Here is a 21,586-nt window from a genome sequence, read left to right on the forward strand (position 1 = left end):
CTTGCAGTCGAAATGACATTCTTTGTTTCGCCCAGACTTTTTGAGAAGTTACCATAAAACGAGCTAACTGGTGTAATAGCTTAGAAAATATAAAAAGCGCCAACACGACCTTCTAAAATAACATAAGATTCGCCATCAACACGCTGGGGTATCACGCCAGCTTCAGCAAAAACGCCGATACCAGCTAAAGAAGCTCCAACACCAAGAGCGCCGCCATATTCAATTGAACGTGGGCCTTCAAGAAGATTACCAACACCAAGAATTAAACGGCCATAAACAGGTAGTAGCGGTGGACTAACCACTAGCATTGGACGCAGGCGCATATTGGTATCGGAGTTATCTTGGGGCATATCCATAACTACGCCTAATTCAGCGCGTAACATTTGACCTATGGATAATCCAGGGGCGATCATAATATTAACGGGTCCCCATTTATCATCAACGCTTGGCGAAACTTGCGCACCGCGTCCAAGAGAAGCTTCAACAATAACGCCGGCTTTCGAGATTGCCGGAGCAAAAGCAATAGCAATAATACAAGCAAAAGCCCAAGTTAGCTTGGTCATAGATACATCTCCTTAAATTTGAAAACAGCAATTAAATAGACGACAACCCCTTTGATATTGTTCAAAGTTTAACAAGATGGAGGATGCCCTTAAGTTGATTATGAGTCAAAAAGTAGTAACGATTTTTTAATCTCAAAATCCAAAAGCCTATTAATTAACTATAGTTAACGTCAACGCTTGCCGATAATTGTCATCGTGTGCTAGCCCACATTTTTGATAATACATAAATTTAGATTTATTTAAGCAAATACTTATGCACGCGAGGTAGAGCATGTCTGGTCATAGTAAATGGGCAACAATTAAACGTAAAAAAGGTGCAATTGACGCTCAGCGTGGCAAGCTTTTCACTAAGCTAGTACGCGAAATAACTACTGCCGCTAGTATTGGTGGTGGCGATCTTGCTGGAAATCCTCGCCTGCGTACAGCGATTGCTGCAGCCAAAACTCAGAGTATGCCCGCTGATAAAATTGACCGTGCTATCAAAAAAGGCACCGGCGAACTTGAAGGCGAAAAGATTGAAGAAGTCACCTACGAAGGTTACGGACCAGGTGGTATTGCGATTTTAATTGAAACCCAGACTGATAATCGCAATCGCACCACTAGTGAAGTACGTATGGTGCTTTCAAAAAATAATGGCAATCTTGGTGCAACAAATTCAGTCGCTTATATGTTTCATAAACGTGGGATCATTCATTTTGATGCCAATGTTTATAGTGAAGATACAATTATGGAAGTGGCACTCGAAGCAGGCGCCGAGGATATACAACAGGATGGTGAAAGCGTTATAGTAACTACCGATATAAAGAGTTTTGCTGATGTATTAGATCTGTTTGATAAGAAAGAAATGAAGTACCAAAACGCTGAGATGTCGATGATCCCTGAGACCACAGTGAAAGTAAGTGGCGATGCGGCTGTAAAGATTGTGCGTTTGATTGAGCGACTTGAAGAATGCGATGACGTGCAAAAAGTATATGCGAATTTTGACATTGATTATGCTGAACTTGAACGCATAGCATTGTTATAATATTTTAACAAAGCGAGTTAGCGAATGCGTGTTCTCGGCATTGACCCAGGTTCACACAAAACCGGATGGGGGGTAATACAATCCGAGGGCGGGCGACATAAAGTTTTAACCTATGGAGTTATTTGTACCAAAGCAGACACTACTGCTACTCGTTTGTGTGATATAGCTAATGGTATTGATGAAGTAGTGCATACAAATAAACCTGAAGCTATAGCTATCGAAACTATCTTTCACGCAAAAAATGCTAAGAGTGCTTTGATATTAGGACAATCACGAGGCGTAGCTTTATTATGCGCTGCCCGAGCTGGGGTTGCGATTTTCGAATATACCGCAGGCCAAATAAAGCAGGCTGTTACTGGGCATGGACGAGCAGAAAAAGAGCAAGTGCAAAAAATGGTGCAATTTATACTGGGTATAAATAGACCGATGGTGCTTGATACTAGCGATGCATTGGCTGCGGCGATTTGTCATGCACAAATGCGGGTGACTGAACAATCGACTTTTTTAGCAGAACTTGCAGCATCACGACGTATAAGTAAGCAACGACTAAAAAGATACAGTAACCATATGGATGACATCTAATGATTGCAAGTTTGCGCGGTATATTGATTTCTAAAAATGCCAGCAGCGCTGTAATTGAGTGTGGCGGGGTTGGCTATTTTGTAGCAATGTCATTAACTTCGCTAGCTAAAATAGGTAGCGAAGGTAGCGAAGTCAAAGTGTTAGTGCATACACAATTATCGCAAGATGCCTTGCGGTTATTTGGTTTTTACGATGCCAAGGAGCGGCAGATTTTTGAAGTACTTATTAGTATAAATGGTGTTGGCCCCAAGTTGGCTTTAGCGCTGCTTTCAAGCCTTAGTCCTGATGAGTTATGCAGTATTGTTAGTCGTGGTGACCGTTTAGCACTAACTCATGTGCCTGGGGTTGGGGCAAAGAAAGCAGATAGATTATTGCTTGAACTTAAAGGTAAATTACCTGAACCAGTGGCGATGCTCCCAAGCGGTAACTCAACTTTACATATTGATGTACAAAGTGCCTTAATTAATTTAGGTTTTGCTCCAAATATTGCTGATAAAGCGGCACGTCAGGCTTTGGCGGAAAATCCTGATGAAGTTGAAATAGCTACTTTAGTGCGAGCAGCACTGCGTGGAACACGGGGTTAATTGATGTCGCAGAGCAATAAAGAGTGTATGCCAGAACGTATGATCACTGCTACTGCATTACCTGGTGAAGCGCGGCATGAGTTATCATTGCGACCGCGTACTTTTAATGAAATCATCGGGCAATCAGAATTGGTAGATAATTTAAAAGTATTTGTGAAAGCCGCACGTGAACGCGGTGAGGCATTAGATCATTTACTGCTTTGTGGCCCACCGGGTTTAGGGAAAACTACTCTTGCACATTTAATAGCTAATGAATTAGGGGCAGAATTACATTTAAGCAGCGGTCCAGCGATTGAGCGTAAAGATTTGGCCGGTATTTTATCACAATTAAAAGAACGTGATGTTTTGTTTATTGATGAGATCCATCGTTTAAGTCCCGTGGTTGAAGAAAATCTCTACCCCGCCATGGAAGATTTTAGTTTTGATTTAGTGCTTGGCGGTGGCCCGCATGCTCGTACTATTCAAATGCCTTTGCCTCAGTTTACTTTAATCGGTGCAACAACACGTACGGGTTTACTTACGGGGCCAATGCGTGATCGTTTTGGGTTTACTGGAAGGCTTAAGTATTACAACGCTGTTGAGCTTGAGCAAGTTGTGCTACGTTCGGCAGGCTTACTATCTATTAAGTGTAATACAGGTGGTGCGCGCGAAATTGCACGACGTTCACGAGGTACACCGCGTATTGCTAATAGATTGCTGCGGCGCGTACGTGATTTCGCCGAAGTTGATGGCAGTGGGATCATTGATTTAGAAATCGCTAAACATGCCACTTCTCGACTTGGCGTTGATGAACATGGTTTTGACGAGATGGATCGACACCTACTTGAAGCAATAGTAGTTAAATTTGATGGGGGTCCGGTTGGTTTAGATACATTAGGAGCCGCACTGGGCGAAGAAGCTGATACTATTGAATCAGTATACGAACCATTTTTGTTGCAAGAAGGTTATTTAAAGCGCACTCCGCGTGGCAGAATGGCTACGCTAAATACTTATGAATTTTTGGGGAGATCAATGCCGAAAAGTAATTTGCAAGATTAATTTGTTTAGGGTTATGGTTGTTTACAACAACGAAAGCCTGCATAGAGAGTTGACCAAGTAGCATTAAAAGAACAATTTACACGAGCAGAAGCTGAAGCACAGTTAAAAGCGCCACCACGAATTTCATAACCTCGGTTAAGAAGGTCGTTTGTTGAAGTAACTATTTCCCACACATTGCCATTTATATCTAATGTGCCATAATCATTGGTGCAGTCAGAGAATTGAGCAGTCGGTACTTCATGGAAAATTTCAATGTTATATTTATAGTAGTAGGTATATCCACAATTCGTTGTGGTGTCACATGGACTTATGCTTCGTTGTACACAAAAATCATCACAGAAAGTGTCAACACAATTGCAAGTTTCGCGATTAAATATATTACCGTAAACATAGTTGTTTTGTTGTGACCCAGTACATGCGGCAAACCATTCTTCTTTGCTACATAAATGTTTACCAGCAGCTTGGCAGGCATCTTTAAATTCATTGAAATGAGTGGTTGTCATTTCATCAACCATCCAGGGTAAAACCCCAGGTTGACTTATTGCAATTGAGTTATTGATACCTTGATCACTTTCTGTAGCGTCAGCGCGTGAGGCTTCATATTTATCGATGCAAAATGCTGAACCAATAGCAACCATATCATTGGGGCAAAGAGATTGTATTTTGGTTTCGCAGCCATCATCTGGTAAGCCATTGTCATCACGCCAGCCAGCGTAGCATTGATATGAACATTTGCCTTCATTACAAATTGGTGAGGCATAGGGTAGAGATGGGCATACATTACCAACACTGCCACAATTTAAGACATCACTATTAAGGTCAGTATCTTCATCAATAAGCCCGTCACAATCATTATCTATATGATCTGCTACTTCATCGCCAGACGGGGAACATGTGTATTCACAACCATCGCTAGTGCTGTTGTTGAGGTTATAAAAGCCAGCATCGCAGTGCTCCATTGTGCAGATGCCATGAATACAAGAAGATTGTGCATTGATAAAAACACAAATCGTGCAAGCATTAGGCATAGTACAACGGTAATTGTCACAAATATAAGCTGCACCAAATGATATATCACAGTCACTATCTTTATTGCATTGAATGATGCATTCACCTTTAGGGCTACAAATTTTCGGCGATTTGCAATCAAGATCGCTGTTGCATTTTTCATCGACAAGACAGCTCGTATTTTTTAAAGATATTAGCAATATTAAGCAGCGATAAAGAAAGAGTGAACGTGTCATTTTTTACCTGCTTCATGTTATGTGAAGTCGCTAAAAGTAAGAATAGTCCCAGCTTCACCTTCAATACAGCGATTTTGAAAAGTTTCTTTGATACGAGAGATAGCGTGTTCACCAGTACAATGACAAGGTACAATTATATCAGGAGAGAGTTCTTTCAGTGCATCAATAGTGTAATTTAACCTATGTTCACTTGCACTGTTTAAGTGAAATCCACCTAATACGCAATGCACGCGTTTTTCACCACTAATATCTTGTGCGTGTATTATAGTATTTATAATACCAGCATGACTGCAACCGACAATTATAACTAAGCCGTTTTTAGTGTTAAACCATAATGCTATTTCATCAATAATGTCATCTGGCTGTTTTCCGTAAGCATCTTTATAAAAAGGGCCTCCAACATCTTCAATTTGATTTTGTCGTGGTATCGGTCCTGAAATGACTAAGCCATCTACAAGCCTAATAGGTGAAGTAACTTCATGTAAATTTAATTTTGAAACTTTATTAAGGGCTAACTTTGATTTTTCAGAAATTGCTATAGATTTCGCAACGCCGTCTCTAATTGAATAGCGCGGTATTGTTGCTAAAGGATGAAGATAAATATGTGCATTTGGGGATTGTTCGTAGATTATTGGGAGACCGCCAGTATGGTCATAATGCCCATGACTGATAATGACACTATTTACACGAGTTAGATTAGTATTTAAAGTGATCGTATTTAAATTAAAAGCTTCTCCTTGGCCGGTATCGAATAGTAAATAATGATTTGGTGTCTCAAGTAATACAGCGAAACCATGTTCAAAATGCAGTCCACTTTTGGCTTTGTTGTCTACTAAAATTGTTAATTTAGCTGTTGTTGCTAAAGAGTTCATGTTTTGCCTTAAATAGCATTTTTAGCAATAAATTTTGCCGTTGCTTTAGCCATAACTTTATTGTCTTGAACTATTTGAGCACTAACATAATACAATGGATGTACTGGCTTTTCATCAATAGTACCACTAACTGCCACAAAACGGTCAGGGTTTACTGGTGCATGAAATTTCACCGTGAGTTCTGCAGTGACTGCGACAACCCCAATTGAAAACAGCACATTAGTCATTGCTGCATCAAGCAATGCTGATACCATACCACCATGCAACGTTTTCGGGTAGCTTTGCAAGATATCATGGCAAGGGAACATAGCTAATACCGAGCCGTCTGGTTGCACTTTAAATCGTAGCTTTAAGCCCATATTGCTTGACGAGCTACACATAATACAATTGGGATGCTCGAAAGTAGCAATAGACATCAGTGTAGCTTGTCGTTCAGTTATATTAATATCTAGATCTGGTGAATTATTTTGCAAAGTTACATCCATTATTGTCTCCGTGCTTCTGTCTTTGCTTCGTAAACTTCAAGTAAAACATCGACTATCGCATCATGTTGAAGCTCATAGACATATTTGACATTATCAATAAAAAGAGTAGGTGTGGCATCGACTTTATTACGTAGGCCTTCTTGTTTTGAGGTGATCAGAGATTGTCTTGTTTGGGGATCTGCTAAATATTTTTCGAAAATCGTTTTATCCAGGCCTTCTTCAGATGCCCAACTAGATAACTGAGCAGGGCAAAATTGCTCATAGCGGTCATATAGTTTAATAGTGAATGGCCAAAATCTATTTAAACGAGCCGCACTTACCATGGCTAAGCCACCTTCAGTTGCGCCAGGATGGCTTTTGATTGGAAAAGGACGAAAATATAATCTAGCTTTGCCAAATAGAACCCCATTGCTAATTTTATGATATAGGGAAGTGATGACAACCTTACAGAATGGACATCGTGCACATGCATAGACAACCACAGTTACTGGGGCACTTTTATCACCAGCAAGTGTATTTTCATTAAGAGTAATAACTGCTGGTTTAATTGCAGGAAGCACACTTTGAGCACGTTTGTTAAATGCCATTTTTATTTCTTGTTGGGTTTTGCCAGCAGCAATATGACGGCAAAGATCATCAGCAACGCGTATTACACCGCGATTAGGTTTTTGATGCGCTAGGCAACTTTCAAAGGTTTCATCGCAACCAGCATAAGGATGTAGTTTTAAAAAAATTTCGTTTTGTATTTGTTTTTGTGTAGGAGTCAGAGCATTGCAATGTTTGGTTTGTGCGACCGCGTTATTGTTGCAGAGTAAAGAAATAAATACCAACACAAACAAATAGTTAGAACGACTATTGGCAGGAATAGCCATAGGTTAAGTCCTTTGTTGCTTTAGTCGAAAAATAATTCCATCAATACTGAATATATATTTATTAAAAAAGATAATATAGATGCCGAGTATTAGCCAGAATGAGTCGCGAACTATAGTACGCCAAGATATGGGATCTTCATTAGCTCCCTGAGAGGCGAAACAACCACATGCCATATGTAACCCTTTGTGTAACGCTAGGACCACTGCCAAAATAAAAACCAGCATCATTGCGCAAATCAATAAAGATGCCGCTCGTATACGAAAACCGAGAAGTAACATTAGGCCAGCAGTAAGCTCTACCCATGGCAAAATAATGGCCATTAAGTTTACTAACTCAAGAGGTAATATTTGATAAGTAGCCACATCGAGAGCAAAAGCATCTGGGTGTAATATTTTATGATAACAAGCAAAAAGGAAAATTAAGGCTAAATATACACGAGCAATAAAGACAAAATAAGCATGCCCTTGCCAATAGAAAAACTTATTCATTGGTGGCTCCGCCAAGCTTTTTAGCTATCATTGCTTTTGCGCCACCTTTGATATAACTAACATTTTTTATACCATTACCAGCTAATTCACGAGCAAGTTGTTCACCCGAATCGGGGTCGCTGCCGTCACCAAAAACTAAAATTTCGCGTGCACCTGAAGCAGCAATGCTATCAATTATTTCAGAGGCAACAGGAGTAAGATAATCGTATGGTATATGTATTGCCTTATCTAATTTGAATTTATCACGGTCGTTTATTTGACGTGCATCGATTACTATTACATGGTCATCATATATTAAGGCTGTACCTGCAGTAACTGCATCTACTTCACCAGTAGTTACTGGGCAAGGTACTAATATTTGATATTCTTGCTTTTGAATAAAAGGGATCCCGTCACTTCTTAAAAGGTTAGTTATGCAGGCAATTAATGTGCAAATGAATATAATTATAGCAGCGTCACGAAATACTATACGCCATGGCGTAATTACTTGTTGTGTCGATAGTAAAAAAATATATTTTTTTATTCTATACACGATGAACTCCTTTGCATCGCTTCATCTTGCCGCAGTAAATCTTGAATACGTTCATCGAAATCGGGTGAGGTTTCTTGGTGAGGTAGCGGAATATGCTTTTCGGGAGTGACTGATTTAGGAAGCCACGGATCGAATGATAAATTGTAAACGAATTTTAATAAAATACGATGATCATTATAGTCATAAATTGAAAGCGTACTATTACGTACTGCATATTCATAGGTTAAGCCGATTTTTGAGTTTAAAAAAGTTGGGCTGTAACCACTAGCTGATAGTTTAAGTAGGGCATCACGTCTAATCTTGGTAGTTTTAGTGGTAAAATATTCCACTGAATGCGGATAATTATCAATACTTGCTAAAATTCCTGTACGTAAATGCCAATCAGGTGCAAGTTTAATGTCATTAGATATAAGGGCTGATGCTCCTTGAATATTGTATGCCTTATGGTTAGCGCTGTGCCACCTACCGGCTAGTGCGCCAAGTAAGTGTAATTTTTGATTGATACGATGACTAACACCTATGCCGCCATCTACTTCTGTGCGACTTTTTGCAATTTCGCGAAAGGCTCGGCGACCAATACCAGCAAAAAATGAAACATTAGATGGTAAAGAAATATCAAGCTCTGCTCGATGGGTATTATAAAACCAAAGTGGTCCTTTGCTATAGTTATCGCCGCCGCGTAGCAATAAGGCGTTAAAATGATAAGCTAAAAGAGTAGTTGCTTTGTCGAATAGTAAAATACCAGGGCGAGCACCAATTTCAAGGTAACTTAAATCTTGAAATTGCTTTTCATTGTAGGCTTGCATTGTTGCTTCAATTTCAAAGCTCGGGCGTATAAAATAATTAGTAGGCCAAACAAAGCGCCACCATGTTTTCATTTGCTCAATGATACTAGCTTTGGCTATATCAGTTTGTGTGGTATCAGTAAGAGATTGAGCGTTTGCATTATTTGACCATCCAGTAGCTAATTCAAGCTTGCCAGTAAAAGCAGGAACATAATTTTGGTCTATATCAGTTAATAGTTGCATTAATGCTTGATGATCTTCAGTATAAATGTATGGTAATGTTTTTGCGGTATTGAGATGTTCTAGTGCTATAGAATTATTGTTATTATATTTGTCGATCATGGCCAATAGAATTTCTTTGCGAGTTTGTGATGCTGATAATTTATGGCATTGTGTGATCGCTATTGTTTGTTGCGCGTCGTCTAAGGCTCCTTGATTAATTTGAATAAAGGCTATCCACAAAAAGGATTCGCAGTCACCAGGATTTTGAGCGTTGATGTCTTTAAGAGTACGCAAAGACCAAAAGTCATTACCATCAAGTAGGTATGCACGAGCTAACAACCATTTTAAGGTTAGATTAGTTTTATCGATAACAAGATGGGTTTTTAAAAAGGTAATGGATTCTTTTAAATTGCCTCGTTCAATAAGAGTAATGGCGTTTTGTTCAATATTCGCATGGTTGATTGTTTTATTTGCCGCAGAGGGATTTTCCTCTGCGGTAGTATTTGCCGCCGTGAAAGTTATCAATAATATTATAAGTATAATGCAGGACCTCACTATTACTTCTCACGTGGATATGGCCAAGCAACAATACCGCCTTCCATAACTTTTACATTGGTCCAGCCTCTGCCTATTAATGCTCGTGCCGCCTCATAACCGCGCAGTGAAATTTTGCAGTAGCAAATAATTTCTGCGCTCTTGTCTTCTGGCAATTCATTTAAGCGACCACGTAATGCTCCAAGTGGTATTAAATGTTCTCCAATCCCTAAACGCATTTGTTCGTATTCATCTGGAGAGCGAATATCTAGGATGAAGGGTTTTTCACCAGCATCAAGTTTTTGTTTAAGGGCAACGGCAGAAATACCAAACAAACGGCCTTTTAATTTATTTTCAATTATATGGGCACTGGCGATGCTATGATCAATAGCCAATGAAAATGGTGGAGCATATGGTAAATCTGCATTTACCATATCTGTAACCGTTAATTGCCCTTTAATCGCGGTAGCCCAAATTGCGAGTTGCTTACTGACATCACCTGGTCCAACACATTGCGCACCTAAAATTTTACCATCGCTACGATAAACGACTAATTTAGTAACTAATAATTTTCCTTGCATAAAACCTGGCTTATCCGGGCTAGCATTAATTACGGTTTCAATATCGTTTAACCCTGCAATAAGTGCTGCCTTTTCAGACATGCCGGTAGCGCCAGCAGCATAATCAAATATTTTACAAATTCCAGTTTGAATCGTACCTGGGAAGATTACGGTATTTCCAATAGCCGCATTTTCACCGGCAACACGCCCTTGTAAATTAGCCAAATCTCCATATGGTGCATGAATAGTTGATTTGGTTATAATTTGTTGGGTTTCGATACAATCACCGGCGGCGTAGATATTGGGATCTGAAGTTTGCATATATTGGTTGACTGCAATACCACCAAATTTGCCGATCTGCAGTCCAGCAACAGATGCTAGGGTAGAATTTGGAGTAACTCCAATAGCGATTACTGCTAACTCGCATTCAAGCTCGGTACCATTTTGAAGTTTTACGCCTACTAGTTTACCATTTTCACCTAAGAGTGCAGCAATACCGTTATCGGTGATAACATTAGCTCCTTTGCTGCGAATGTGGTTTTCAACAATTTTTGCCATTTCCCAATCAAGAAAAGTTAATAATTGGGGAAGCAATTCAACAACTGTGATTTCTAAACCAGCCAGATGTAATGCTTCGCAAGTTTCAATACCAATTAAACCACCACCAATAATAACCGCTTTTTTTATTTTTTTCTCATCACGAACTTTTCTAAGTGTATCAGCGTCTTGCAATGATTGTAATGTAGTAACCCCTTCTAAATTTATACCTGGAATGGGTGGCACTTTAGCGGTTGCGCCGGTTGCAAGAATAAGTTTGTCATAAGAATGTTCATGAGTTTGCTGAGTTTTTAAATCGCGTGCGGTAACTGTTTTTTTATTACGATCTATAGCTATTACTTCTGTTTCAGCTTTTACATTTATACCCTTTGCTTTTAGAAAAAAGGTTGGGTCACGTACAACACCAGTGGGCGTGCACAATAATAAATTGCGATCATCAAATAGACCACCAACATAATATGGATATCCACAAGAAGCCATCGAAAGGTCAGGGGATTTTTGCAGAATGGTAATTTCGGCATACTCATCAAGACGTCGCGCTCTTGCTGCAGCTTTAGGGCCAGCCGCTGAACCACCAACAACAATGATACGTTGTTTGGGCATGGAATTATCAGTGTTTATATTGCTGTCATTCATTGTATGCTGTCTCCTTTAGTAAGCTATAGAAGGTTTAAGGCTTTGATGAGACTTCAATTTTTTTTAAATTGCGGGTTAATAATAATTCAAATTTCTTTGCTGGTATCATGCCAAGAAAAATATTTTTGCCGACAATAAAACTTGGTGTACCTTCAAGTTTTTTTGCAAGAGCATCATTAATATCATTATTTATTCGTTGTGCGGTTTTTTGCTGTTCAAGACATTTTTTAAATTCTGTACGATTTAAGCCTAAACGTAGAGCTAAAATTACCGGATCAATATCTTTTGCTTTTAATTTTTCTTGGGTGGAAAATAGGACATCATTCATTTCCCAAAAATATCCTTGCAATGCAGCACATTCTGCAGCTTTTGCAAAATAACACGCGTATTCGTGAAACGGTTCAGTAATTTCTGGATTACAAGCCATGTCAAGTGGAAGATGTCGATGTACAAGTCGTATTAACTCAGGATGAGCAGCAGCACGAATACGAATTTCTTTATGAGCGGCACGACAATGAGGACATTGATAATCTGAGAATTCGACTATTTCAATTTGGGGATTTTTTGCTCCTATCCAATGATGCCCATTGCTATCAACACCGTTTGCAAGTTTGGGTAAATCTGACCATCCTGTTGTTTGCCAGTAACGTGGTATAAAAATCTGCATTATAATTATTGTAAATAAGATGATCAACCCAAATGAGGTTGTGAGTAATGGCTTTGCAATGATGGTTTTTATGTCAATGATAAATTGCTGTATGAATGATTTAAAGGTGCGTCTTTTTAGTAAAAAGATTATTATAAATAGGCCTAGATTAATTGTATAAGAAACCATGCAAAAAGGGCAAACCGCATCTATACGTGTTTGCGCAATGTAGGCTAAGATTGCTGAGGTACATATTGAAAAAAAGGTTAAAAGAGATAAGAAACCCATAGGCCATAGGTGATGAAGCCTTTTATTAATCATAGCCCAGAGAGCTAAGCTACCCATTATAATGTAGCCAACAATTCCCCATACTGAGATTGGTAATCCGGCAAATATCGAATATGGTGAAATGGCTACTGTTTCACAATTGACTCCTTCACTAATGGCGCAGATAGAATGAAAATTAGGATCGGTGTGTATAAAAACATGAATACGAGTTAGCTCAATCGATACTAAAACACCGAGTGCGCATAAGCCTACAAACAACAGTAGTAAGCGACGTGATAAAAGCATGCCGTTAAAATTAATGATGTTTTGTCGATGGTTCAAGAAATTCTTTTGCATCTAGGTGCACTCCGTCTTGCTATGCTCCTTGCGATATTTTTTTATTTGTTACATGGCGATTTATCACAGCGATAATCTCGACCACAACATGGTTTAGTGTTGCCACATTGATTTACCTGGCTACTTCGACCTTTGATGCTAAAATTTGTGTGCCCTGCAATAATACGTTTTATCTCTCCTTTGCAATTAGGGCAGATTAACAATGGGGTGTCATTGATTGATTGCTTAATTTCAATCACACCACATTGTTTGCAGTCATAGGCATATGTTGGCATAGATAAACCTTAATGGTCACAAGCATTAGTGCCGGTAGCTAATTTATTTTCAAGAAATTGTTGAACAATAATTTCAGGTGCTTGGTTGACAGCACCAACTATTACTTTAATACCATTTTGATCAAACAAACTTTGAGCGCGCGAACCCATCCCGCCTGCAATAATTATATTAGCTCCTTGCTCATGCAACCATTTTGGAAAGGCACCTGGCTCATGGGGTGGCGTTGTAAGTACTCGTTTATTGCTTATGGTTTTGCCATCATCGCTAATTTCGAAAAGAAAAAATTCTTCACAATGACCGAAGTGAGTGGAGAGTAACCCGTTAGTTACTGGGATAGCAATTTTCATATCTTTTCTGTCCTTGTTGATAGTTAATGAGTTATTAATTGAAATTAATTTTGATTCGAGAAGTTTGTGTACAATACGACCAAAAGCCTTAGCTGTTTCTGAATGTGGATAAGCTTGAACTATTGGAGTGCCGTTATCACCAGCAGAGACAACATTCGGCTCGATAGGAATAGCACCTAGGTAGTTAACTTTCATTTCTTCGGCCATCGTCTGGCCGCCGCCTTGCCCAAATATATTGATTATGTTATGGCAATGAGGGCAGCAAAGTCCGCTCATGTTTTCGACAACACCAATTACCGGTAATTCAACTTGCTTGCAAAATACAATACAGCGTCTTACGTCTTGTACTGAAATTTCTTGTGGTGTTGTTACTACTACAGCACCGTCAGGATTTTCTATAAGTTGCGCTACCGCAAGCGGCTCATCGCCGGTGCCAGGCGGAGAGTCAATAACTAAGTAATCAAGTTCACCCCATTCAACATCTTTAATGAATTGTTTAATAACACCGTATTTGCGAGGGCCACGCCAAATAACCGCATCGTTACGTTCGGGTAGCATAAATTCAATTGACATTACATTGAGGACACCATCACCAAAGGGGATGCGTACTGGCAAAATTATATTATCACATACTTCAATCGGAGTGCGTTCAATATGCAATAACTTCGGTATACTTGGTCCATGCAGGTCAACGTCAAGTAAGCCTACGCGTTTACCTGCAAGTGCCAATGACGCCGCCAGATTAACGGCTACAGTACTTTTGCCAACGCCGCCTTTACCAGAAAGAACTAATATTTTATGTTCTATCTGACTCATTCGTGTATTTAACATATGATGGTCAAGAAGTTCTTGATCAGATACTTGTGAATGTTTTGGTTCACTTTGGCGGTGAGAATTATGATTACAATGATGTGAGTTATCGTGACTCATTTTTTAAAAAGTTCCTTTTTGCATTAATTTAAATAGTTACTGTGTTAAGAGCATCAGTTACCTGTGCCCAAAGTTTTTTAATTTCTTTGGCGATTATTGTGTTGTTATTTTCAACTATAGTGAGATTTTGGATTTGTGCTTTAGTGACAGCATCGTCGTAACTAATACGTCCGAGTATAGGAATATTACGTTGTTGTGCTTCAACTTCTATTTGGTTGCTAATTTCAAGATTAATATCAGCTTTATTAATACAGATCCCTGTTTTAACTTTCATTTGTTGACAGAGATCAATCACTCGTATGAGATCATGCAACCCTGATAGAGTTGCTTCGGTAACAATAAGTGCAAAATCAGCTAAAGTAATGCTAGCAATAACCGGGCAACCAATACCTGGCGGGCCATCACATATTATTAATTGATTGCCATTTAAACCGGCGAATGCTTTTGCTTCATGTCGTATAAGCGATACTAACTTGCCACTATTTTCTGCTGCAATATTTAAACGTGCATGAATCATTGACCCAAGACGGGTGTCAGCAATAAACCATTTACCTGTGTCGCTTAAATGTAATTCGATTGCATTTTGTGGGCAAGAATCTACGCAAACCCCGCAACCTTCACAGGAGATTGGGTCGATAATGTAATTGGCGGATTTATTTTCTGCTGGGGATGAAATTGCATCGAAACGACATCTCTCTTTACATTTATTACATTTATTACATTTTATAGGGTCAATTGTGGCAACATTACCGCCAAAAAATGACCACTGATGACGGTTATTAGGGTTTAACAGTAGATGAAGATTGGCAGCATCAACATCACAATCAACGATAAGGGCATTATCGGCTAAGGCAAATAACGAAGCGCTAATGCTAGTTTTACCCGTCCCTCCTTTTCCACTAATTACGACCAGCTCACGAATATTACGTTGATTACCAATTTGTTTGATTTGTGAAGGTAAAGTATCGTCTGTGCTGTTTGGCGCATTATTAGAAAATTCATTTATCTCGTTGCGTAGGTGCAGCTGATTTAAAGTCGCTACTGTATTTTTAAGCAGGTGAGTTATTTTAGGCAGCAAATCAGCAAATTGATTTTTTAATTCTGGTACTTTTAAAATGGCTGGTGTCCCTTGTGAATATGCACTGGCGATTGTGCGGCTATTAGGTATTGCCATAAGTACTGGTATTTTTTCGCTATTACAATAATCACGCACCTTATTATTACCAATATCGCAACGATTAATTATTACACCAAAAGGTATACCTAACTTGCGAATAGTTTCGACGGCAAGCTGTAAGTCATTTAGACCAAAAGGTGTTGGCTCAGTAACTAACAATACAAAATCACTATCTTTCACAGATTCAATAACCGGGCATGAAGTGCCTGGTGGGGCATCAATGATTATTATTTGTTTTTGTGGAGTCATTGCTAGCAATGAACGGATTACTGGAGGTGCCATTGCTTCACCAACATTCAATTTGCCTTGCAAAAACTCAACTTCACCAGCATATCCTTGCTCGATTGTTCCTATTGCGTTTGGCACTTCTTTAATTGCATTATGCAAACAAGCATAATAACAGCCACCACAGCTATGACAAAGTTTTGGGAAAGTTAAAACCTTATTAGGGAGCACTGCAATAGCTGAGTAACGGCACACCTTACTGCATTCGCCACAAAGAGTACAAACAGAAGTATTTATTTCAGGAATGAGTTGATTTACTTTTTGGTAATTATTTATTTTGGGCTTTAAGAAAATATGACCATTGGGTTCTTCAACATCACAATCAATGTACACAACTTTGTTTTGGGTTTCTGCAAAATACAACGCAAGACTTGTGGCAATTGTGGTTTTACCGGTTCCACCTTTACCGCTAGCTATAGCTATTCGCATTGGCTTGTTTAAGTCAGTCATTTACGATCAACCATTAATTCCAGCATGACTTTCAACATTAGCTGAAGTTGTAGCTTTAAGAACACCGGCTTGATAATTTGCAATTGCTTCAGACACGATACCATTACAACTTGCAATTACGTCAATGTTAGCGGCATTTAATGTTTTATATGCGTTGGGTCCAATATTGCCGGTAATTAATAACTTAGCTCCTTTTATAGCTATTGTTTGTGCGGCTTGAATTCCAGCACCGCCAGAAGAAGAAACGCTAGTATTTTCAATAGCCTCAAAACTCATATCATTTGTCTCAATAATTATAAAATATGAGCAGCGACCAAATCGTGGGTCTATAGTTGCATCTAAGGTCGGCGCAGTGGCAGTAACAGCAATTTTCATTTATTTTTCCTCGGCTTTGGTGTTATTGATAACATTGAAATTTTTTTCAATATTGTCAATTCTAGTGAAGATAGAATTTAGATTTTGCTCAAGTTTAAAAGCTAACTGCTTAAGCTCTTGACTATTTGTGGTTTCACTTTGCAATGGTATTGTAGATTTTTGAGCATTAGCAAAACTAGGATGCCAGTTTGCCTTCATTTGCCAAGCAAATCCATAGCCATAACCTTGCCACCATCTTCGGCGATAACCTATATTATAACCGCGACCATTTCCTCGTCCCCATCCTCTTCTACCTTGCCAACGACCAAAGTCGGCAAATTGATTGGTCATGGTATCAGCAACGTCATTGTTGCTTAGGCAGTTTCCCATACGACGACCGGTCATAGCGCCTTGTCCCATAGGTCCCGTTTGATCTCTTCCTGGCATATGCTTATCCTTTGTTTAAAGTTTTGCTAAGGGTTTGTTGTTTGTTTATGTTTTTTAATTTTTCCCTCGGCGTTGAATGCGATTTTGACATCTGGTTTTGTTACCACCACGACGATTAAGAAAAGCGCGCATGCGATAACGATTTTGACAACAGCCTGGCATTGAGAGTGATGGAGTGTTTAGGGTATTGTTTAAAAAAGCATTGATAACTTGATTGATATCACCTGCGATAAATCCATAGATTATAATGCCATGATCATAAAGTTGTTGGTAGAGTGCTTCTGAAATAGCGCCACAAATTATAGTGTCTACACCTAAAGCTATGAGTTTTTGAATTTTTAGATACGTATTGTTAGGAACAATGGAGACGTTTGTATGTGCGATTATATTTTGATTTTCAATGTCATAAATTGCAACTTTACGACATACGTCAAATACCGGAGAAATACGTCCATCCCATATGCTTACTGCAACTTTGGTGATGCGCCTTTTATTCATTGTGGTAAAGTAAAAGCATTAAACGTGCCAATTAATGAAATTCGTTTTATCATTCAATTAGTTCAATGATTATAGATAGATATATAAGTGTTGATATAATTGTCTATTTTTATACAGTATAAAAAATGCGACTTAACTGATTAATATAGTCTCATTAACGCTACGGTGTATGGAGAATTTTGATTTTAGGTTAGTTTAAATTCTGCTTTTATTGCAGGTGAAATTAGTTTTTTTATTATCCAGCCAAACAAAGTACAGTAACCAACAACAAGCAGGATAATAAATATTTTTATAACTAATATAATTTGTTTAAAAAGGTCTGCCTGTGGATGATCAATGGCGGCGATTTGTCCTAGCATTGACCAGTGGATTGGTAGCATTAACAACTGCAATAAGATCCCAAGAGCTAAGAGGCTAATAAACATAAGGCGCGCCCAATTATAACGCCGCAAAATACCAATTGATGAAATCAGCATTAAGATACATATAGCTAAGAAGCTGCTAGTCCAAAGTTCTAAATGTTGCATTAGCCAAATAAATACTGTTGGCAATTCAATGACCGAAGATACATATTGCATCTGAAGTAAATACGATTTGGCAATGAAGAAATGAATCGTAATATTTTGCACTAATGAGATAAATGTCGCAAATCCCGAGAGCGCGATAAAAATCCATGCGAGCGTGGTAACAAAACGCGAGGGTGGCGCTGAAGGTTGATTAGATGTTGATGAAGAATTCAAGTCATTCATTTTAGTGAATTTTTTTTATAATGTTAGAACGCAGTATGTAATTTTATACAAAGCCTGTAAACAATACAAGTTGGCATTTGTAATCTAAGGTAAATCAATTACTTCAATAGGAATATCATAACCCGAATCTGATGACAAAACCTACGTGTTTTCGCCATTGCCAATCTCTTCATAATAATCGTCTCCCCAGCATTTAACTTGCCCTATTTCAAGAAATATGCAAACGAATCGGCCCCCCCCCGCAGATAATGTTGCCAGGTACTGGTAATATTGGTGGTATTTTTTATGTGTGCTTTCTGTATGATGAGACGATATCGCGCGCTTCACATATCCTTCGCCCCAATGTCCGCTCCACCCGGTGAAGTCGTTTTCAAAACCAGAGTAGAATAAAACTGAGGGATCTTGAGCAAAAACTTTGGCCAACGCTTGCTACCCTGGTTAGTTTGTAGCGCTTACCGCCAGTGAGTGAAATACCGATCACCTTCGCTACGTTTATCCCTATTGCTGAAGCAACACACAATTGTGATGTGCGGGCAAATTCGTGCATCAGTATTTTTGGCTATATCAAAATTGACTCATGAGTATTTTTGGGCGTAGACTAATATACTAATATGAAAAACAATGGGTAAAATAATGATTTTATCGCGTAATCGCTATATATTGCCAGCAATTCGTGATGATCTTAAACACAAAATGGTGTTTGTTGGCGGCCCTCGTCAAATAGGCAAAACTACTATGGCATTGCATCTTTTAGGAGCCAATAGCAATAAATTACCCAATACATATTTAAATTGGGATATAGCTGCACATCGTCAAGCTATTTTACGTAATGAATTACCTCAGGGTAAAATATTAGTTTTTGATGAGATCCATAAATTTGCTCGTTGGCGCAGTTTAATGAAAGGATTTTACGATCAATATAGTTCAACCCGTAGTGCTCTAGTTACTGGCTCAGCTCGTCTTGATCATTACCGCAAGGGCGGTGATTCGCTAATAGGGAGATATCATTATTACAGGTTACATCCATATTCGTTGCGTGAATTGTCAACAAAGCCAACAGCAACTGATTTAGAACAATTGTTAGTTTTCGGTGGGTTTCCTGAGCCGCTAGCGTCAAACTCGCAAAGATCATGGCGACGCTGGCAGCGCGAGCGTATGGCGCGCGTGGTTTATGACGACTTACGTGATCTTGAAAAGGTAGCAGAGTTAAGCTTTATTGAGCTGCTAATAGAGGCATTACCAACACGTATTGGTTCACCACTTTCTCTACAAGCTATAAGAGAAGAGCTGCAAGTATCACATGATTCTATTAGGCGTTGGCTACAAATTCTTGAAAATTTATATGTTTGCTTTCGTATTGCACCTTTTGGAGCGCCACGTATTCGTGCGGTTAAAAAAGAACAAAAACTTTATTTTTGGGATTGGAGTCAGGCGCCAAGTGGGGGGCCACGTTTTGAAAATTTTATTGCCGCGCAATTATTAAAATATTGTCATTATATAGAAGATAGTGAAGGTTATTCTATGGAGTTACGCTTTTTACGTGATACCGACGGGCGCGAAGTGGATTTTGTGGTGGTACAAGACAAAGCGCCACTTTTTGCAGTAGAATGTAAAACCGGCGAGCGTGGGGTATCAAAAGCAGCTCGTTATTTTCGTGAGCGTACGAAAATACCTCGTTTTTACCAGGTGCATTTAGGCAAGCGTGATTTTGGTGACGAGTATAGTGATGTTAGGGTTATACCAGTATGGCGTTGGATTAATGAGTTAAAACTACCGTAAATTTCAGTAAGTTTTGTGGCGCTGTGTGACCTTTTCACTCTGCCAAAATTTTATCCTGCCGTGACGCTAACTTGTTAGCAAAGTATTGACAACGGACATTTGTAGTTGGAACGGTTGCAGAGTTGTTGGAAGTGAAGATTAACATCATATATTCTATCTGGTGTCTTAAGAAGGGCCTCAGACGCCAACATTGCTGGTGCCAGACACCAATGCTGATCACTTAAGGGAAAACTTATATAATTACAGTCTGTTACAGTTGCCCTTGGCCGCGCTTGCAACATCTCGTTCACATTCAGTAGCAGTCTTCGATAGATGCTGTATTTGCAAATAACTTTAAGTGCCGAATAACTGCCGCATTTCTCCTGTTTGCGCATGACGCTCACGAGACGTATGCAGCAGCATTGGTGCTAAACACCCATTGGCTTGGCATTATTATTCAAAATAAGACAAGCCGTGTAACCGGTTTATTGGGGTATTACACTAATAATAATCAAATAGCCCACACCCAGCACCGCAACATCAACAATCGCATGCGAAACATACGATGGCCAAATAGAACGATATCTGAGGTAGAGCCAGCTCCAAATGATCCCACCGACCAAGACACCAAAACTACCCAGTACAACAATCGATAAGGAAAAATATGAACAAAGGATAATTGTGTGATGAATGACAAAGATTACCGCCGACCCAATTACCGCAAGTTGTCCGCCAAGTAGCGTTTCCAATTTTCGAAACATAAACCAACGATAGACATATTCTTCAAGCATCGAATTAATAAGAACGGTATATGCGGCCATAGCGAGATATACGGTAGGCTTGGTCAATCCTAAAGGGCGCACCTTCTGCTGAATCAAAGAGGGATCTAGGGCGTCATGCCCAATAGCAAAATACGCTCCGACAATGATGAGAGCGATGAAGATACCCGTGATGGCGCCGATCAAAAGTCCACCGCGACGTGGGGGTGACCAACTCAAAGGTTGTTTGTCTAAAAATATGTGCCAGAGCACAGGTAGGCCAAAAAGCCATATTTTGGCAAAAGCCCAAAGTACTGTGCCAAGCGCACTTTCTTTAAATGTTAAACCTACAAGAACTCCAAGACTTGGCGCTGGCACTATGAGACAGAGTGCCCACACTGCTGACCATCGACGGCTCCCTGATGTGGTATTTATTGAGTTATTGGGCACTTTTTTAGAAATTGTTGTGGTTCTTCTCTTAAACATCTTTAGTCCTTATGCCATCGATACCGGCCCTAATGATAGGGGCGCAGATTGAGGTGGTGTGACCACGGGCGCTTACTCGACTGTCAGATACTTTATCTTCCTTATGTTTTGAACTTTAAGCAGTATACATAATAAAAACATTATTAATAATGGGGAATATTATGCGGCGGCCTTCAAAAAAAGCTCTAGTATATTTTATTCAGAATTTATCTCTACAATAG

At 39.2% G+C, this 21,586-nt stretch carries 24 protein-coding genes and 1 pseudogene; 6 read left to right on the forward strand and 19 right to left on the reverse strand.

The window, feature by feature from the left end; genetic code table 11:
• Positions 1–80: 80 nt before the first annotated feature.
• Positions 81–563, reverse strand: a complete 483-nt coding sequence (locus JW841_04000) for a hypothetical protein (GenBank protein MBN1960085.1) — start codon at positions 561–563, stop codon at positions 81–83.
• A 271-nt stretch (positions 564–834) separates the two neighbouring features.
• Here JW841_04000 and JW841_04005 point away from each other — a divergent pair, with 271 nt between their 5' ends.
• The 4 genes from JW841_04005 to ruvB are packed head-to-tail and all read left to right on the forward strand — an operon-like array spanning position 835 to position 3,791.
• Positions 835–1,587: a YebC/PmpR family DNA-binding transcriptional regulator gene (locus JW841_04005; GenBank protein ID MBN1960086.1), complete on the forward strand. Its 753-nt coding sequence runs from the start codon at positions 835–837 to the stop codon at positions 1,585–1,587.
• 24 nt (positions 1,588–1,611) lie between these two features.
• The gene (gene ruvC, locus JW841_04010) at positions 1,612–2,169 is read left to right on the forward strand and encodes a crossover junction endodeoxyribonuclease RuvC (GenBank protein ID MBN1960087.1); all 558 of its coding nucleotides are present in this window, start codon (positions 1,612–1,614) and stop codon (positions 2,167–2,169) included.
• Positions 2,169–2,753, forward strand: coding sequence for a Holliday junction branch migration protein RuvA (ruvA, locus tag JW841_04015; protein ID MBN1960088.1), 585 nt, complete (start codon positions 2,169–2,171; stop codon positions 2,751–2,753). Before ruvC ends, ruvA begins: the two co-directional genes overlap by 1 nt.
• A 27-nt stretch (positions 2,754–2,780) precedes the next feature.
• Positions 2,781–3,791, forward strand: a complete 1,011-nt coding sequence (ruvB, locus tag JW841_04020; GenBank protein MBN1960089.1) for a Holliday junction branch migration DNA helicase RuvB — start codon at positions 2,781–2,783, stop codon at positions 3,789–3,791.
• Between the two features lie 11 nt (positions 3,792–3,802).
• Here ruvB and JW841_04025 read toward each other — a convergent pair whose 3' ends face one another.
• The 17 genes and pseudogenes from JW841_04025 to JW841_04105 all read right to left on the reverse strand — a co-directional run bounded on the left by JW841_04025 (position 3,803) and on the right by JW841_04105 (position 18,363).
• Positions 3,803–5,035 (reverse strand): SUMF1/EgtB/PvdO family nonheme iron enzyme, encoded by a 1,233-nt coding sequence (locus JW841_04025; protein ID MBN1960090.1) that lies wholly within the window; start codon positions 5,033–5,035, stop codon positions 3,803–3,805.
• 17 nt (positions 5,036–5,052) lie between these two features.
• Positions 5,053–5,907, reverse strand: a complete 855-nt coding sequence (locus JW841_04030; GenBank protein MBN1960091.1) for an MBL fold metallo-hydrolase — start codon at positions 5,905–5,907, stop codon at positions 5,053–5,055.
• Between the two features lie 8 nt (positions 5,908–5,915).
• Positions 5,916–6,323, reverse strand: coding sequence for a PaaI family thioesterase (locus JW841_04035; GenBank protein MBN1960092.1), 408 nt, complete (start codon positions 6,321–6,323; stop codon positions 5,916–5,918).
• 68 nt (positions 6,324–6,391) lie between these two features.
• Positions 6,392–7,264, reverse strand: coding sequence for a thioredoxin domain-containing protein (locus tag JW841_04040; GenBank protein ID MBN1960093.1), 873 nt, complete (start codon positions 7,262–7,264; stop codon positions 6,392–6,394).
• 3 nt (positions 7,265–7,267) lie between these two features.
• On the reverse strand, positions 7,268–7,753 hold the full coding sequence (locus tag JW841_04045; protein ID MBN1960094.1) for a DoxX family membrane protein: 486 nt from the start codon (positions 7,751–7,753) through the stop codon (positions 7,268–7,270).
• Positions 7,746–8,285: a rhodanese-like domain-containing protein gene (locus JW841_04050; protein MBN1960095.1), complete on the reverse strand. Its 540-nt coding sequence runs from the start codon at positions 8,283–8,285 to the stop codon at positions 7,746–7,748. Before JW841_04050 ends, JW841_04045 begins: the two co-directional genes overlap by 8 nt.
• Positions 8,273–9,847: a hypothetical protein gene (locus JW841_04055; GenBank protein ID MBN1960096.1), complete on the reverse strand. Its 1,575-nt coding sequence runs from the start codon at positions 9,845–9,847 to the stop codon at positions 8,273–8,275. The genes JW841_04050 and JW841_04055 overlap by 13 nt, the downstream gene beginning before the upstream one ends.
• Before the next feature lie 2 nt (positions 9,848–9,849).
• Positions 9,850–11,547: an FAD-dependent oxidoreductase gene (locus JW841_04060; protein ID MBN1960097.1), complete on the reverse strand. Its 1,698-nt coding sequence runs from the start codon at positions 11,545–11,547 to the stop codon at positions 9,850–9,852.
• A 67-nt stretch (positions 11,548–11,614) separates the two neighbouring features.
• Complete coding sequence (locus tag JW841_04065; protein ID MBN1960098.1) at positions 11,615–12,850, reverse strand: thioredoxin domain-containing protein; 1,236 nt, start codon at positions 12,848–12,850, stop codon at positions 11,615–11,617.
• A gap of 41 nt (positions 12,851–12,891) precedes the next feature.
• A complete protein-coding gene (locus tag JW841_04070; GenBank protein MBN1960099.1) occupies positions 12,892–13,125 on the reverse strand; it encodes an FmdB family transcriptional regulator in 234 nt (77 codons plus the stop codon).
• A gap of 9 nt (positions 13,126–13,134) precedes the next feature.
• On the reverse strand, positions 13,135–14,403 hold the full coding sequence (locus JW841_04075) for a P-loop NTPase (GenBank protein MBN1960100.1): 1,269 nt from the start codon (positions 14,401–14,403) through the stop codon (positions 13,135–13,137).
• 28 nt (positions 14,404–14,431) lie between these two features.
• Positions 14,432–15,325, reverse strand: a complete 894-nt coding sequence (locus JW841_04080; protein MBN1960101.1) for an ATP-binding protein — start codon at positions 15,323–15,325, stop codon at positions 14,432–14,434.
• A gap of 138 nt (positions 15,326–15,463) precedes the next feature.
• Positions 15,464–16,294, reverse strand: a pseudogene (locus tag JW841_04085) (ATP-binding protein).
• 27 nt (positions 16,295–16,321) lie between these two features.
• Entirely contained in the window at positions 16,322–16,690 is a 369-nt protein-coding gene (locus JW841_04090) for a NifB/NifX family molybdenum-iron cluster-binding protein (GenBank protein MBN1960102.1), read from the reverse strand.
• A complete protein-coding gene (locus tag JW841_04095) occupies positions 16,691–17,116 on the reverse strand; it encodes a DUF5320 domain-containing protein (GenBank protein MBN1960103.1) in 426 nt (141 codons plus the stop codon). It lies immediately after the preceding gene.
• Positions 17,117–17,170: 54 nt separating this feature from the next.
• On the reverse strand, positions 17,171–17,614 hold the full coding sequence (locus JW841_04100) for a NifB/NifX family molybdenum-iron cluster-binding protein (protein MBN1960104.1): 444 nt from the start codon (positions 17,612–17,614) through the stop codon (positions 17,171–17,173).
• Between the two features lie 185 nt (positions 17,615–17,799).
• On the reverse strand, positions 17,800–18,363 hold the full coding sequence (locus tag JW841_04105; GenBank protein ID MBN1960105.1) for a hypothetical protein: 564 nt from the start codon (positions 18,361–18,363) through the stop codon (positions 17,800–17,802).
• 633 nt (positions 18,364–18,996) lie between these two features.
• On the opposite strand from JW841_04105, the gene JW841_04110 reads away from it, so the two are divergent.
• The gene (locus JW841_04110; protein ID MBN1960106.1) at positions 18,997–20,142 is read left to right on the forward strand and encodes an ATP-binding protein; all 1,146 of its coding nucleotides are present in this window, start codon (positions 18,997–18,999) and stop codon (positions 20,140–20,142) included.
• A 464-nt stretch (positions 20,143–20,606) separates the two neighbouring features.
• Here JW841_04110 and JW841_04115 read toward each other — a convergent pair whose 3' ends face one another.
• Positions 20,607–21,257 carry a CPBP family intramembrane metalloprotease gene (locus JW841_04115; protein ID MBN1960107.1) on the reverse strand — a complete coding sequence of 217 codons (651 nt, stop codon included), beginning with the start codon at positions 21,255–21,257 and terminating at the stop codon, positions 20,607–20,609.
• A gap of 1 nt (position 21,258) precedes the next feature.
• Here JW841_04115 and JW841_04120 point away from each other — a divergent pair, with 1 nt between their 5' ends.
• Positions 21,259–21,417 (forward strand): hypothetical protein, encoded by a 159-nt coding sequence (locus JW841_04120; GenBank protein ID MBN1960108.1) that lies wholly within the window; start codon positions 21,259–21,261, stop codon positions 21,415–21,417.
• The last annotated feature ends 169 nt before the right edge of the window (positions 21,418–21,586 follow it).

It is taken from the genome of Deltaproteobacteria bacterium, assembly GCA_016931625.1.
In the GTDB taxonomy this organism is placed as follows: Bacteria; Myxococcota; XYA12-FULL-58-9; order XYA12-FULL-58-9; family JAFGEK01; genus JAFGEK01.